This is a genomic window from Acinetobacter sp. Ac8 (genome assembly GCF_055392545.1).
Map to the genome: position 1 here is coordinate 2,173,036 of NZ_AP043689.1, position 13,493 is coordinate 2,186,528.

Below are 13,493 nucleotides of genomic sequence, written 5' to 3' on the forward strand. Positions count from 1 at the left end.
AATGAAACGCTCGATTCTCGGTTTAATGTATTTAATTCATGGTATGCGTAATGCTGGAATCGATGTAGATTCACGACTTGCAAGTATTGGGATCAAAGCAGATGCACTCGATCCCAGTTCAATCATTCACCCCAGCTTAGAGTGGGATATACAAAAAGTGATTGGGCAGGGTGTACAGCCAGAAACAGGTTTGTTTATCGGCCAGCATTATTCTTTGGCGGGCTATGGCCCGTTACTCATGCTCTTGGTGACATGTAGTAATGTTGGTGATGCGATTCAAAATGGTGTGCATTATCAGGGTTTAACCTATTTATATGGTGTCTTAGGGCTTGAGAAAGGCGATCATCAAGTCGCATTAACCTATAAGCCTGTAGATTTAGAAACAGAAATGGGTTTGTTGAGAGCGCAATGTGAAATCTCTGGAACTTATAAATTTCTGGATGATATTTATAAAATGATGGGACTTACAGCGCCCAGCGTGAGAATCGAGTTACCCTTTCAGCAGCCTCAGGATTTAAGTGTATTAAAGCAATATCATGATTATTACGGTTCAGATTTACATTTTAATTGTGAAAAAGCCGCTTTTTGGATCAATGAAGATGTGATGCAACTGCCGATTCCATCTGCAGATCCAATTACACATCGGGTTTACGAAGCCAAGTGTATTGCTGAAATCGAGCGATTGAATGCCGAAGAACAGAAAATTGCACCGTTGATTCAACGGGTAAATGATTATTTGGAATTACAGCAAGGGATTATTCCTTCGATGGCCGAAGTGGCTCAGGCGTTGAATGTGCCTGAAAGAACCTTACGCCATCAGTTGCAGCAATTAAATACCAGCTATAAACAAATTCGGGAACAGCTGATTAAGCACAAAGCTTTGCGCTTGATTGAATATAAGGAATATTCAATTGAGGTGATTGCGGAATTACTCGGCTACTCAGAACCCGCTGCATTTAATCATGCTTTTAAACGTTGGTTTGGGCAAAGCCCGCGTCAATATGGTAAATAAACAGGTAGTGCTGATATGAGATATAGAGTTAGAATTATCCCAAAGTTTTATTTATCAAAAATGAATATTCGATATACTTCCTTTAGCCTTTAAAAGTAACAAAATGATATGTTAGATCAGAATACAACTTCAACAGCATTTACTCCCGTATCACCCGCTGAGCGTTATGCAAAAGCATTGTCATCTGGACAGTTTTTACCAGATGATGCTCAGGCTCAAGCAGTACATGAGTTGGAGCGGGTATGGCAAGAATTGATCAATCGTTATAAAGCATCGAAAAAAGCTTTTCGTCGTTTCCGCCGTCAAACTGCACCGAGAGGTGTATATATGTGGGGCGGTGTAGGGCGTGGAAAGACATGGCTCATGGATCAATTTTACGATTCGATTCCTTTTCGCCGTAAAACCCGTATGCATTTCCATCACTTTATGCAATTTGTGCATAAAGAGTTAAACAAGCTTTCTGGACAGCGTAATCCTTTAGATATCGTTGCAGATCAAATTTATAAAGAAGCTGTGGTGATTTGTTTTGATGAGTTCTTTGTATCGAATGTAACTGATGCAATGATTCTCAGTGATTTATTCCAAAAATTATTTACCCGTGGCATTACCTTGATTGCCACATCAAATATTGCCCCAGATGGTTTATATAAAAATGGAATCCATCGTGATCGTTTTATTCCAACAATTGAAATGGTAAAAAAACATTGTGTGGTATTGAATGTTGATGCGGGTGTTGACTATCGTTTACGGGTATTAAAACAAGCGCAATTGTTTAAATCGCCACTGACAGATGACAATAAAGTCTGGATGGCAAAGCGTTTTAATGCATTAACCACATCGCAGACAGTGTCAGAAGAACCAATTACGATTAATAACCGTGTTGTTGAAACTTTAGGCCATACAGAAGATGTATTGTGGTGTGAGTTTAGAGAACTCTGTATGAAACCGCGTAGCCCATCGGACTTTATTGAAATTGCCAATATCTATAATACCGTTTTGGTGAGTAATGTTCCGCACTTAACTGATTTGCTGTCAGAAGGTACACGTCGTTTTATTTATCTGGTAGATGAGTTTTATGACCGTGGCGTAAAGCTGCTACTGACATCTCAAGACTCGATTATTGAGATTTATGACGGAGAGAAGCTGGCTTTCGAAATTGAACGTACACGCTCTCGTTTACTCGAAATGCAGTCAGATGAATATTTGCAGTCAGAGCATCGTTTGATTAAAGGCAATAGTGAGTTAGAAGTAGAATAATCATCCTTAGAAAGATGTAAAAAAGCGATCCTATCATTGATAAGATCGCTTTTTTTATGGGGGATACTGTCATCAGTATGCATTTTGCAAGGATTGTCTGAGCAATCTATTTAAGGAGTCTCAGCCTATATTAGATATATGCGATAAGATTAAAATGATCCCACAAAGCTATTTAAGTTGTATTCGCTTGATGACTAAAAACAATTAACCCACCTGAATTTCAGTATTTGGGTGACGAACACGACTTTTATTCGGTGTAGCAATTAAATAAGCCAGTGTTAGTGGTCCTAAGCGTCCAGCAAACATTAGACAAATTAAAGCGATTTGGCTGCCAGCATGTAAATTTTCAGTGATTCCGCGTGATAAGCCGACAGTACAAGCCGCAGAAACGGCTTCAAATAATAAGTCTAAAAACTTTTTGTCAGGCTCAAGGATCAGTAGGGTAAAAAAGCCAATCAGGATCAGCAGTGAAGTAATTGAAATGACCGCCATTGCTTTAAAGGTCGCCTGATGAGAAACAGCATGCCCAAAAATGGTAATTTCATCTGAACGTTTTAAAAAAGTAATGACACTTAAAATCATAATAATAAATGTGCCGACTTTAATTCCACCAGCGGTACTTAAAGAACCACCACCAATAAACATCAATACCATGGTAATTAAGGTTGATGCATTGGTCATGCTGCTGACTTCCAAGCTGTTAAAACCTGATGAACGAGGTACGGTAGCATGGAACCACGCGTTTAAAGCTTGATCACCAACAGACATTGGAGCCAGTGTTAAAGGATTGGATGCTTCGATTGCCCAAATAACAATAAAGGCAAAAAGGTTTAAGCCCGCAATCGTAGACAGAATTAACTTACTATTGGTAGAGAGTTTCTTCCAACGCTTGGCTCTTTTAATATCCATCAACACAACAAAACCAATCCCACCGATGATATACAGCATACTGATGGTAAATGTCACCATATACTGGTCAGAGAAACTCATTAAGCTATTGGGAAATAAAGAAAATCCACCATTGTTAAACGCAGAAATACTATAAAACAGTGCGTAGAAAAATGCATGTTCTAGGTCGTAGTGATGTGACCAAGCCATGGTTAGAATCCCTGTACCAATCGCTTCAAAGAACAATGAGTAAAGAAAAACTCCTTTTACTGTAAAGGTCGCTTTGGCCAAACTGGTTTGACCAATGGTTTCCTGTGCCATAACTTGCTGTCGAATACCAACTTTTGAGGAAAGACTCAAAGCAGCTAAGATTGCAAACGTCATAAAACCTAAGCCGCCGCATTGGATCAGGATCATCACCACAACTTGACCAAAAGTGGTTAAGGAGTCGCCAATATTGACGACAGACAGCCCAGTAATGGTTACAGCAGACGTGGCCGTAAACAGGGCCTCTAGCCATGTCAAATTGCCTTGATTAGCAAAAGGAAGTTTAAGTAACAATGTTCCGATGATAATAAAGCTTAAAAAACCTAAAGCAAGTAAGCTCGGTGGACTGAGATTAATACTGTTGTGTTTTTTGTTGATTAGTTCTTTTTTAGATAAACGCATAGTTATAACTATAAGAAACGAATCGAAAATTGTCTTAACATTTCTACAGGTCCTTCAAGGATTAAAATATCCTTTTCCTGTAAAATCGTCCCCGGTGCAATATCATACAGTACATGTGAACCGCGTTGTAATAACAAGGTTGTAATTTCGGGGGTATTTTCCATGACTGTTTGAAATTGCGCGCCTTGTAAATTTGCACCTATTTCAATTTTGACGATATAGCGATCATTATTTAATGCCATATAACGTCTCACCATTGGATAACTGAGTGATTGCGCAACACGAATCCCCATGTCTTCTTCAGGGTGAATGATTTTTGTAATGCCTAAATGAGACAAAATCATATGATGTGATTTAGATTTGGCCTTTACAAAGATTTTTTCGATACCCAAATTTTTTAAATGCAGTACGCATAGAATACTGGCTTCAATATCTTCACCAATGGCAACCACCACGGCATCACAATTTTTGATATTCAGTTCATCTAACACATGTTCATCGGTAGCATCTGCAATAACTGCGTGACTGATTTTATCGGCAATGTTTTCTACATTTTTCTTTAATGTATCAATACCTATTACATCGTGATTTAAGTTGGTGAGTTCTAGTGCAACTGCTTCACCAAAACTGCCTAAACCGATGACAGCGAATTGCGCCATTCTACAAAGTCCTTATCCCGACACTGATTTTGTGTTGGTATGATCATATTCAATTTTTATATATTTTATCTTTAAAGTATTGCAACGCCAATCTACAAACTGAGAATAAAAAGCGATAAATGTAAATAAAACCAGATTTATGTCATAAAAACTTAAAATTGATCCGATATCATTGCTTTGAAATTTAAAAATGCAAAGCCAAGATTGAGCTTTCGATCCAAGAATAAAAATGGATGATAAAAAAATAGATGATAAGAAAATCTTTAAAATTCTCCAACATTGGTTCCCAGCGTTGGAGCAAAGAGATATTCCCAAAAAGAAACATCGTAAACGTTTTGTCGAGTTTCTCAATTGGATTGAAGCTGAAAAGTTTGGTGGGCGATTTCGTGGATATTTAATGAAAATTGATCGTATGCAATTTCATGAAAATGAGATTGAGCGTTGTGCGGTTTTTCATGAATATGCAGTCGATAGCTTGGGAATTCAAACTCAAATTCGCGAAAGAGCGAAGCCTTTATTTGATCATTATGAAGTACATAAAGATGTTATTGGGCGCTATTACAATGTTCAAGATCAAGTTTATGATGTTGTATTCGAGGAAATATTAAAACAAGCCAGACAACATGATCATGAACTGTTGCTGATTTATGCTGAAGATTATTATTGGTTGATCGTACCAAATCATGAATATAAAATTGAAAAATTTTGCAAGTGTTTTAACAAACAATTTCACGATGAAGATGTCAGTATAGAACATTATGCATTATTTGATTGTTCTAGATCGACTTAGTTTTTTGCGATTAATTCAACATATTGATAATAAAATAGAGGGATATCCATGTCACAGAAAATATATTCATTACTTCAACATTTAATTCCCGAGCTAAATGCACAACAAATTCCTCAAGATACTGAATTTTATAGTTTTAGTGAATGGATCAATCAACAGCATGATTTCTTGCATTATATTGAATTAAAAGAATATTATGACAATGGGATTGAAAACGATTTCTACTTTAACCAGCACAATATTGATGCTGGGCAATTGCAAAATGAAATCGAAGTCGCAATAGCTGAAGTATTTGATCAGTACGATGAAGATGATGATGTTTCATTAGGTGATCAAATGGACGCAATGCAACAAACAGAAGAAATCATTTTTGATCAAATTAAACTGGTTGCAAATCAGTATCAGCTTTCTTTATTGGTTATATATCGTGAAAATCCGTATTGGATGCTTGTGCCCACACAAGATGAGCAACAATTAAATCAGATTGTGGATGCTTTTAATGACGCATTTAATGATGATGGTGATTTAAATATGGCGGTCTATTAAGTTAACTTTTTCGAATTGTTCTGATTTTATAAAAAATAGCCCATAAAAAAATTTATAGGCTATTTCTATTTTGAAGCTATTTCTATTTTAAGAAACGTTGATAACCTAAGTTATTGGTAATTTCTTGATATGGGTAATTGATATTTTCCAACGTCTCAATCAGTCCATCTGGGTTCTGTACCGCATCTTCTGCATCCAAGCCAACCAAAACACGTCCTTCTGCTGCACCGTGATTACGATAATGGAATAAGCTAATGTTATGGGTTGGACCAAGACGCTCTAAGAATGTTAATAAAGCACCTGGGCGTTCTGGAAACTCAACACGGAACAGACGTTCATTGGCAATATCGGCATGACCACCAATCAAATAACGGATATGCAATTTTGCAACTTCATCATCCGATAAATCATCGACATCATAATGTAATTTCATTGCTTCATAGATGTCATGGCGTTCTTTTTCACCAGCCTTTAAGCTAATACCGACAAAGACTTGAGCGGCAGATGCGTCACTGGCACGGTAGTTAAATTCCGTAATATTACGTCCTTGCAAAGCACGACAGAAATTCAGGAAAGAACCTTTTTCTTCTGGAATGGTTACTGCAAAAATGGCTTCTTTACGTTCACCGAGTTCGGTACGTTCAGCAATATAACGTAAACGGTCAAAGTTCATGTTGGCACCGCAAACAATCGACACCATGTTCTTGCCTTCAAGACCATGTGCCGCAACATATTTTTTAATACCTGCCAAAGCCAATGCACCTGATGGCTCTACGATACTGCGGCATTCGTCATAGGTATCTTTAATTGCAGTACAGATTTCATCTGTATTGACCAGTACCACATCACGTTCAACAATTGGACCTGAGTTATCAGATTTTTGTAGTTGAATGACTTCAAATGGCTTTTCACCGATTTGAGCAACGGCTGTACCATCTGCAAATAAGCCTACAGAAGGGAGTATCACACGTTGATTGGCTTCAAATGCTGCTTTTAAACATGCAGATTCATCATATTCGACAGGAATAACTTTGACATGCGGGGCAACATCACCAAGATATGCTGCTACACCAGCAATTAAACCACCACCGCCCACAGCAACAAATACATATTCAACATCACGCCACTGACGCAATATTTCATTGGCAATTGTACCTTGGCCGGCCATAACCAGTTCATCGTCATAAGGCGGAATAAAGGTTAAACCTTCGTCATTTGCACGTTGAATGGCATATTTGTTGGCAACATCAAATGAGTCGCCGTGAAGCACAACATCACCACCCAAACGCTTTACTGCTTGAACTTTAATATCAGGTGTAGTTTTCGGCATCACAATAATGGCGCGAATACCTAACTTTTGACCAGATAAAGCCACGCCCTGAGCATGGTTACCTGCTGAAGCAGTAATAACGCCACGTTCCAACTGAGATTTCGGTAATTGACTAATACGGTTATACGCACCGCGTAGTTTGAAGGAAAAGACAGGTTGTAAATCTTCGCGTTTAAAGCGAATGTTATTGTTTAGTTTTTCACTAATTCGTGGCGCTGCTTCGAGTGGGGTTTCGATTGCAACGTCATACACCGTTGCCTGTAATATTTGTCGAACCAAACGAGACAGCATGTTAATTTTCCATCTAACAGTTTAAAATGAGCGCTCATTGTAACAAACCGTTGTACCTTTGCGTTTTAAAATTATGCAAAATGTGCAGGAAATTGAAATTTTATTGAGAGATGTCATGAGCCTTTATGCAACCCAGGACGAGAAAAAACAAGCTGCAGCCCAAGCCGCTTTAAAACACTTACCAAGAGGGGGCATTTTGGGAGTCGGTACTGGTAGTACAGTGAACTTCTTAATTGAATTATTACCTCAGTTACAACTTGAAGCAGCCGTAGCCAGTTCAGAAGCAACAGCTCAACGTCTTAAGAAATTAGGCATTGAAGTGGTTGATATGAACCATGTTGGTGGTTTAGATGCTTATGTAGATGGTGCTGATGAAATTGACCGTCATTTACATATGATTAAAGGCGGTGGTGCTGCACTCACACGTGAAAAAATCGTGGCATCTATTGCGAAAAAATTTGTATGTATTGTCGATGACTCGAAATGGGTCGATCAATTAGGCCGTGAATTTCCATTGCCTATCGAAGTGATTCCTATGGCACGTTCAGCAGTTGCGCGTAAAATCGTATCTTTAGGCGGTGACCCAGTTTATCGTGAAGGTGTAGTAACGGATAATGGTAATGTCATTCTAGATGTGTATAACTTAAATATTTTGAATGCATTAGAGGTCGAAAAAACCATTAACGATATTCCTGGTGTGGTGTGTAATGGTATTTTTGCGATCAATAAAGCTGATGTCGCTGTAGTTGCCACCAATGATGGTATTGAAGAGCGTACCGCAGGATAAGAAAAAATTTCCCCTAACTTCTGCTTGAGTAAAGACGAGGTTTACTACCTCCCTTTTTAAAGTAAGCGTTGGGGGAGATTCTAAAAATAAGCGTATTAAGATGGCAAATCTTCCTGAAATAAAAATCACACATCATGCACGTGCAACACGCTTGCGTTTACGTGTTGAACCCACGCAGATTCGCCTAACTGTGCCCAAATATTGTACCCAACGTCAGATTCAGCATTTTTTACACGAGTCTGAACAATGGATGATTGAGACATGGCATAAACAGCAGGAAAAAATACAGCAAGTTGATCAGATATTACCGACAAGCTTGCAACTGTTTAATTTAAAACAGCCCTTAGAAATTATTTATAAAACTCAAAAAAATAGCTATATTTTAGATGAGCAAAAGCATCAGTTATTTATCAGCGAGCGTCAGCCTGAAAGCTATTTAAAAGCTTTTGTGATTGCTTATGCAAAGCATTATTTACCAATCTATTTAAAGCAAGTCAGTGATGAAACCTGTTTAAAGTTTGGACAGTGTGCTGTTCGGCACCCGAAAACGCGTTGGGGAAGTTGTACAGCCCATCATGATATTATGCTCAATAGTGCCTTGGTTTTATGTGATCAACAAATTACCCGTTATGTCTGTGTACATGAATTGGCACATACCAAACATTTTGATCATAGCGCTGCTTTTTGGTCTGAAGTTGAAAAGCATGATCAACACTATCAGCAGCATCGTAAAGTTTTAAAAAGTAGTGTAATGCCTTGGTGGTGGGCCTAATAAAATAAGTAAATTTCTAGATTGCATTAAAACAAAAAATGAGGAAAAGCGTATGAGTGTAAAAAGAATCATAAGTAATATTAAAGCTTTAGATTTAGCCAGTGCCCAAGCTTTTTATGGTGATTTTTTAGCGATGGATTTGGTGATGGATCATGGCTGGATCAAAACATTTGCCAGTCAGGAAATCATGCATCCACAAATCAGTATTGCTTCGGAAGGGGGAAATAAAACAGATGTACCCGATTTTTCAATCGAGGTTGACAATGTGGATGAACTTTATGAAAAAGCCAAAAAATTAGATTTAGACATTCTCTATCCCTTAACCAATGAAGACTGGGGTGTTAGACGATTCTATGTCAAAGATCCATTTGGAAAGGTTGTAAATATTTTGCAACATATTGAATATTAAAAATTAATGAATTAAGTAGGATTTTTAAATGCAGTGGAATAAATTGGTTCCAGAACTGATCGTCACCGATTTAGATAAAAGTTATCATTTTTGGGTGGAAATACTGGGTTTTTCTGTAATGTATCAACGGGCTGAAGAAAAATTTATCTATGTGGAACTTGATGGTGTTCAGTTTATGTTGGAGCAACAACAACAAGGGCAATGGTTAACAGGAGTATTGGCCTACCCATTGGGAAGAGGGATTAACTTTCAGTTTGAAGTAGACCAACTCGACAGTATTTTAAATCGTTTGGATGTCGCACAATGGCCGCTGTTTGAAGCGTTAGAAGAACGTTGGTACCGTGCAGAAAATATAGAGCATGGACAAAGGCAATTTTTAGTTCAAGATCCAGATGGTTATTTATTACGAATTGTTGAGGTGATTGGAGAAAGAGCAATAACGTTAGATTAAATAAGGCTGGCTTAAATAAGCTAAGGTTATAGGGACTTTAATTGAGGTACAGTGATGCACATCAGATCTTTTCAAAATCATGACCGAGCACCATTGAGTGAACTTTTTTTAAATACCAGAAAATTAAGTTGGTCGTGGTTAGATTCTTCAAAATGGGGGCTGAGTGATTTTGAAAAATATACCGAAAATGAAATGATTTTAGTGGCTGAAAAAGACCAAGAATATTTGGGATTTGCATCTATTTACCTGCAAGAGAACTTTTTACATCATCTATTTATTGCTCCAAATGCTCAAAATCAGGGTGTAGGAACAGCATTGTTACACGCAGCAGAACAGCTGTTTACGGGTACAGGCTATCTCAAATGTTTATCTGAAAATAAAAAAGCTTTGTCTTTTTATTTAGGTCATGGCTGGGAAGCAATCAGCACTGGAGAAAGTGAAGAAGGTGGATATATATTGATGTCAAAAGCAAAACTTATTCAGTAAAACTATTGATCCATTCTATAATTATTTCGACGACTCGATCAGGCTGTTTAATCCATGCACTATGTTGATTGCCTTGGGTTTTATGGGTTAAATCCAGCGTGTTTATTTGTGGGTTTTTAAAATAACCACTGAGGCCAAGCATTGAAGACATTGGTGCAAAATCATCGCCATTTAAATAGACAAATAAGGCAGCGTTATTCACCACGTTTTCTTGCCCAATAATATGTGCATAATTTCCTGTAAAGATAACTTTAGACCAATCACGCATTAAGGATTTTGTCTCTTTATTCCCAAAAGCAATTTTATAGCCTGCAAAATAACCATCTTTTAAAATCATGGCGTTGATCACTGAGACTGCTTTTAAAATATTGATTTTACCTTTTAAGTCCCAATTTTTTAAACCGATATTGCCTGTGGCAACACCAATGACTTTGTTTGCATGATTTTGTGCATAAAGTGTTGCTAAATGCCCACCTAAACTATGTCCAAATAAGATTGGAACTTGTTGGTTTAGCTCTAAGGCCAGCTTTTCCAGTTGAGGAATAAAGTCATTGAGTAAATCAGCATAACCATAATCAATTTTTGCTGAAACAGGCGGAGTATTACGCCCACAATGGGGATAATCAGCCACAATAACATTTAAGCCACTTTGGCTTAAAGCGGTAATGAGCAGCTCGTATTTACTGATTGCTATGCCTAGCGCAGCCAGCAAAATAACACTATGGCTGTTTTCAGGGTTTGAATAAATATCGACTACAATTGGATATTGACCAAAATTAATATTCTTTTGGGTAAAAGAGGTGTTTTTCATGATTTAGTCCTTAAAAATATTCATTTGAATCATGCTTGAAAGTCCGAGTTTGTGCATTAAAGCAGTCCGTGATTGAGGGTTTCTTTTTGCTTCAATTGAGATAAGTCTACGCATTTCTGAATTAAAATGTACCCGCGGATATTGGTTTAAAATTTGGTTTTTAAAACTGTTTGAAAATAAGTAGAGATCAGTCCCAATGACATCACAGGAAGTGGCTTTTTGTAGTAATAGCACTTCTTTAGAAAGACTGTGATCACTTTCATCTAAACTGCCATTCATATGTAAACAAATCGCATTTGAAATATTAACCATTTTGTCTTCGGGATAATGGTGTTTGCTACAGAGTGTTTCAGCTCTTAAGGCGCTTTCAAAGCTAAAACATTGACATGCATATTGATCCAAATGATTAACCAGTCCTAAATCATGCATCAAACATGAAATAACAAGACTCTCTTGATCAAATTGCCATTGTTTGGTGTGGGCGATAGCAACACCCCAAAAATAGCTCCGCCAAGAATGATTGATGATTGCTTGAGAGGCTGTTTGCTCTAATTCGTCCATCGCTTCTTTGACAATTGCTGTGTCAGGAATTTGAAAATTATCCAGTGTAAATGATGTCGAATCATGATTCGCTTTTAGAAAAGTTTTGCCATAGTTTAATGTGACAGGGATGAGAACTTGTTTGATAAGCTGAGTTTTTTCTTTAAAGCTAAGTTTTCCATTACTTGTATTCATCCACGCTCGTGATCCAATCATGACCAATGCGTCCTTTTGTTGATTTTAGAGTAATTACTCTAAATTATTATGCATAAATCATTTAGCAAGACAAGACCGTTTTCTTTGAATTTGTTTGAATAGTCTTTTATGCCAAAAACGAGAATTAAAATGAAAAGGTTTGTTTATAATTTTTTTAGAGGTTTAATTTGATTATTTTATAGGCGATGTCATTAAATTACATGTTTATTTGTGTATTTATCATCATGAATTTTAAGTGATGGTATAATGCTTTAAAAGTATTTCTTAATAAAAGCAGTTAAATTACAAAATAGTCTGATTATTTTAAGCATAAGTTGGGAGCGAATAAAAAAATACTCTAAACTTGGCGACTTGCCAATATTTCCTATTTCTTATCATAAAGATATCAGACGTGAATTTTGCAGATACTCATTACTTTATTTTGATTGTACCGATCTGCCTGATATTAATGGGCAGTTTACTTTTGATCTGCCATTATTTTTTTAAAGCACCTACTTATTTATTTTGGTTGGGTCTTGGATATATCGTGCCGTCTTTTGCTTTAGCTGCACAAAGTTTTATGTCTAACCAACAATTAACATTCTCTGCCCCTGTTGTTGGTGGTTTATACCTATTTGGTGCATGGGCCAGTGCATATACTATGGCATTGAGAAAGAAAGCCAGTGCGCACACTTTAGTGGCTTTCATTTTGATCCTTATCACAATATGTCTGCTGGCCTATTATTCTTTTGTCGATGAACAGCTATGGATGCGAATGCTAATTTTAAACCTGAGCATTGCCACAGTTGAATCCTTAGTTTTAGTATCTATTTTTAAAGATGATAAGCAAAGTGATTGGTTAAATAAGCTGGTCGATTATTCTTACCTTTTTATTGTTTTATATACTTTTGTCCGCGTCATTATTATTTTCTTGTTTTTGAAAAATATTGAAGCCAGCATGCTTGTAAATTCAGTATGGTGGTTAATGATGCTTGCTGCCAGTATTATCCTGAGCATGTGGTTTGCGATCGTACTTTTAGGGACATTAGTACGAGACATTATTTTAAAATTAAATGATGAACGTTCTAGAGATCCATTAACACATTTACTCAATCGCCGTGGCTTTTATGATGCAGCTAAAATCAATTTAATCGATTTGCCAGAAAAACAATATTTTTTGCTGATGTGTGATGTCGATCATTTTAAGAAAATTAATGATACCCATGGGCATCTGGTCGGTGATCAGATTTTGCAAAGCGTAGGTCGTCTTGTTAGTCAGCATGTCGGTGAAAAGGGCTTAGTGGGGCGTTTTGGTGGTGAAGAGTTTATTGTTTTATTACAAGTTGAAGATCTCGATTATGCCTATAAAATTGCTGAGCGTATGCGGACTGCTATTGAAACTGAGCAATTTTTAACTCAATCCATCGTATTGACAGCCAGCTTTGGCTTAACACAAGTGAGACATCGTAATTTAGCGAGTGGTATAGAAGCTGCTGACAAACTTTTGTATGTTGCCAAACGTAGAGGGCGCAACTGCATTGCGCAAGATTCATCAATCGAACTTATGTGAATTTAACTTTGTCATAATGCTAAAATATCA

The 13,493-nt window shown here is 37.1% G+C and carries 15 protein-coding genes; 10 read left to right on the top strand and 5 right to left on the bottom strand.

Features of this window, described 5'->3' with window-relative positions; translation table 11 throughout:
• Nucleotide 1: 1 nt before the first annotated feature.
• On the top strand, nt 2-1,012 hold the full coding sequence (locus tag ACZ5QH_RS10120; protein ID WP_004720772.1) for an AraC family transcriptional regulator: 1,011 nt from the start codon (nt 2-4) through the stop codon (nt 1,010-1,012).
• A gap of 108 nt (nt 1,013-1,120) precedes the next feature.
• Nucleotides 1,121-2,269, top strand: a complete 1,149-nt coding sequence (gene zapE / locus ACZ5QH_RS10125; RefSeq protein ID WP_004720770.1) for a cell division protein ZapE — start codon at nt 1,121-1,123, stop codon at nt 2,267-2,269.
• A 204-nt stretch (nt 2,270-2,473) separates the two neighbouring features.
• Here the strand turns inward: zapE and ACZ5QH_RS10130 are convergent, their stop codons facing one another.
• Together ACZ5QH_RS10130 and ACZ5QH_RS10135 are read right to left on the bottom strand one after the other, a co-directional pair.
• Nucleotides 2,474-3,826: a TrkH family potassium uptake protein gene (locus tag ACZ5QH_RS10130; RefSeq protein WP_303576173.1), complete on the bottom strand. Its 1,353-nt coding sequence runs from the start codon at nt 3,824-3,826 to the stop codon at nt 2,474-2,476.
• A gap of 8 nt (nt 3,827-3,834) precedes the next feature.
• Complete coding sequence (locus ACZ5QH_RS10135; protein WP_004821282.1) at nt 3,835-4,485, bottom strand: potassium channel family protein; 651 nt, start codon at nt 4,483-4,485, stop codon at nt 3,835-3,837.
• Between the two features lie 244 nt (nt 4,486-4,729).
• Between ACZ5QH_RS10135 and ACZ5QH_RS10140 the strand changes: the two genes are divergently transcribed.
• Complete coding sequence (locus tag ACZ5QH_RS10140; RefSeq protein WP_004720765.1) at nt 4,730-5,275, top strand: hypothetical protein; 546 nt, start codon at nt 4,730-4,732, stop codon at nt 5,273-5,275.
• A gap of 48 nt (nt 5,276-5,323) precedes the next feature.
• Nucleotides 5,324-5,821 carry a hypothetical protein gene (locus ACZ5QH_RS10145; RefSeq protein WP_303576171.1) on the top strand — a complete coding sequence of 166 codons (498 nt, stop codon included), beginning with the start codon at nt 5,324-5,326 and terminating at the stop codon, nt 5,819-5,821.
• Between the two features lie 82 nt (nt 5,822-5,903).
• Here ACZ5QH_RS10145 and ilvA read toward each other — a convergent pair whose 3' ends face one another.
• On the bottom strand, nt 5,904-7,442 hold the full coding sequence (ilvA, locus tag ACZ5QH_RS10150; RefSeq protein WP_303576170.1) for a threonine ammonia-lyase, biosynthetic: 1,539 nt from the start codon (nt 7,440-7,442) through the stop codon (nt 5,904-5,906).
• Nucleotides 7,443-7,557: 115 nt separating this feature from the next.
• Here ilvA and rpiA point away from each other — a divergent pair, with 115 nt between their 5' ends.
• From rpiA to ACZ5QH_RS10175, 5 genes are all read left to right on the top strand, one after another.
• Nucleotides 7,558-8,229 (top strand): ribose-5-phosphate isomerase RpiA, encoded by a 672-nt coding sequence (gene rpiA / locus ACZ5QH_RS10155; protein WP_034610544.1) that lies wholly within the window; start codon nt 7,558-7,560, stop codon nt 8,227-8,229.
• 100 nt (nt 8,230-8,329) lie between these two features.
• Complete coding sequence (locus ACZ5QH_RS10160) at nt 8,330-9,001, top strand: M48 family metallopeptidase (protein WP_303576169.1); 672 nt, start codon at nt 8,330-8,332, stop codon at nt 8,999-9,001.
• Between the two features lie 52 nt (nt 9,002-9,053).
• Nucleotides 9,054-9,410: a VOC family protein gene (locus ACZ5QH_RS10165; RefSeq protein WP_004821295.1), complete on the top strand. Its 357-nt coding sequence runs from the start codon at nt 9,054-9,056 to the stop codon at nt 9,408-9,410.
• 28 nt (nt 9,411-9,438) lie between these two features.
• Complete coding sequence (locus ACZ5QH_RS10170; protein ID WP_244015881.1) at nt 9,439-9,861, top strand: bleomycin resistance protein; 423 nt, start codon at nt 9,439-9,441, stop codon at nt 9,859-9,861.
• A gap of 54 nt (nt 9,862-9,915) precedes the next feature.
• Complete coding sequence (locus ACZ5QH_RS10175; protein WP_303576168.1) at nt 9,916-10,347, top strand: GNAT family N-acetyltransferase; 432 nt, start codon at nt 9,916-9,918, stop codon at nt 10,345-10,347.
• On the opposite strand, the gene ACZ5QH_RS10180 is transcribed toward ACZ5QH_RS10175, so the two are convergent.
• Nucleotides 10,337-11,158, bottom strand: a complete 822-nt coding sequence (locus ACZ5QH_RS10180; RefSeq protein ID WP_303576167.1) for an alpha/beta fold hydrolase — start codon at nt 11,156-11,158, stop codon at nt 10,337-10,339. The genes ACZ5QH_RS10175 and ACZ5QH_RS10180 overlap by 11 nt on opposite strands.
• A gap of 3 nt (nt 11,159-11,161) precedes the next feature.
• On the bottom strand, nt 11,162-11,914 hold the full coding sequence (locus ACZ5QH_RS10185) for an HD domain-containing protein (RefSeq protein WP_303576166.1): 753 nt from the start codon (nt 11,912-11,914) through the stop codon (nt 11,162-11,164).
• Nucleotides 11,915-12,362: 448 nt separating this feature from the next.
• Between ACZ5QH_RS10185 and ACZ5QH_RS10190 the strand changes: the two genes are divergently transcribed.
• A complete protein-coding gene (locus ACZ5QH_RS10190) occupies nt 12,363-13,463 on the top strand; it encodes a GGDEF domain-containing protein (RefSeq protein WP_303576233.1) in 1,101 nt (366 codons plus the stop codon).
• The last annotated feature ends 30 nt before the right edge of the window (nt 13,464-13,493 follow it).

Excerpts from the sequence above, each read along its gene's own strand:
- ACZ5QH_RS10120 (WP_004720772.1), top strand. The coding sequence starts at position 2 with ATGAAACGCTCGATTCTCGGTTTAATGTATTTAATTCATGGTATGCGT.
- zapE (WP_004720770.1), top strand. The coding sequence starts at position 1,121 with ATGTTAGATCAGAATACAACTTCAACAGCATTTACTCCCGTATCACCC.
- ACZ5QH_RS10130 (WP_303576173.1), bottom strand. The coding sequence starts at position 3,826 with ATGCGTTTATCTAAAAAAGAACTAATCAACAAAAAACACAACAGTATT.
- ACZ5QH_RS10135 (WP_004821282.1), bottom strand. The coding sequence starts at position 4,485 with ATGGCGCAATTCGCTGTCATCGGTTTAGGCAGTTTTGGTGAAGCAGTT.
- ACZ5QH_RS10145 (WP_303576171.1), top strand. The coding sequence starts at position 5,324 with ATGTCACAGAAAATATATTCATTACTTCAACATTTAATTCCCGAGCTA.
- ilvA (WP_303576170.1), bottom strand. The coding sequence starts at position 7,442 with ATGCTGTCTCGTTTGGTTCGACAAATATTACAGGCAACGGTGTATGAC.
- rpiA (WP_034610544.1), top strand. The coding sequence starts at position 7,558 with ATGAGCCTTTATGCAACCCAGGACGAGAAAAAACAAGCTGCAGCCCAA.
- ACZ5QH_RS10160 (WP_303576169.1), top strand. The coding sequence starts at position 8,330 with ATGGCAAATCTTCCTGAAATAAAAATCACACATCATGCACGTGCAACA.
- ACZ5QH_RS10165 (WP_004821295.1), top strand. The coding sequence starts at position 9,054 with ATGAGTGTAAAAAGAATCATAAGTAATATTAAAGCTTTAGATTTAGCC.
- ACZ5QH_RS10170 (WP_244015881.1), top strand. The coding sequence starts at position 9,439 with ATGCAGTGGAATAAATTGGTTCCAGAACTGATCGTCACCGATTTAGAT.
- ACZ5QH_RS10175 (WP_303576168.1), top strand. The coding sequence starts at position 9,916 with ATGCACATCAGATCTTTTCAAAATCATGACCGAGCACCATTGAGTGAA.
- ACZ5QH_RS10180 (WP_303576167.1), bottom strand. The coding sequence starts at position 11,158 with ATGAAAAACACCTCTTTTACCCAAAAGAATATTAATTTTGGTCAATAT.
- ACZ5QH_RS10185 (WP_303576166.1), bottom strand. The coding sequence starts at position 11,914 with ATGATTGGATCACGAGCGTGGATGAATACAAGTAATGGAAAACTTAGC.
- ACZ5QH_RS10190 (WP_303576233.1), top strand. The coding sequence starts at position 12,363 with ATGGGCAGTTTACTTTTGATCTGCCATTATTTTTTTAAAGCACCTACT.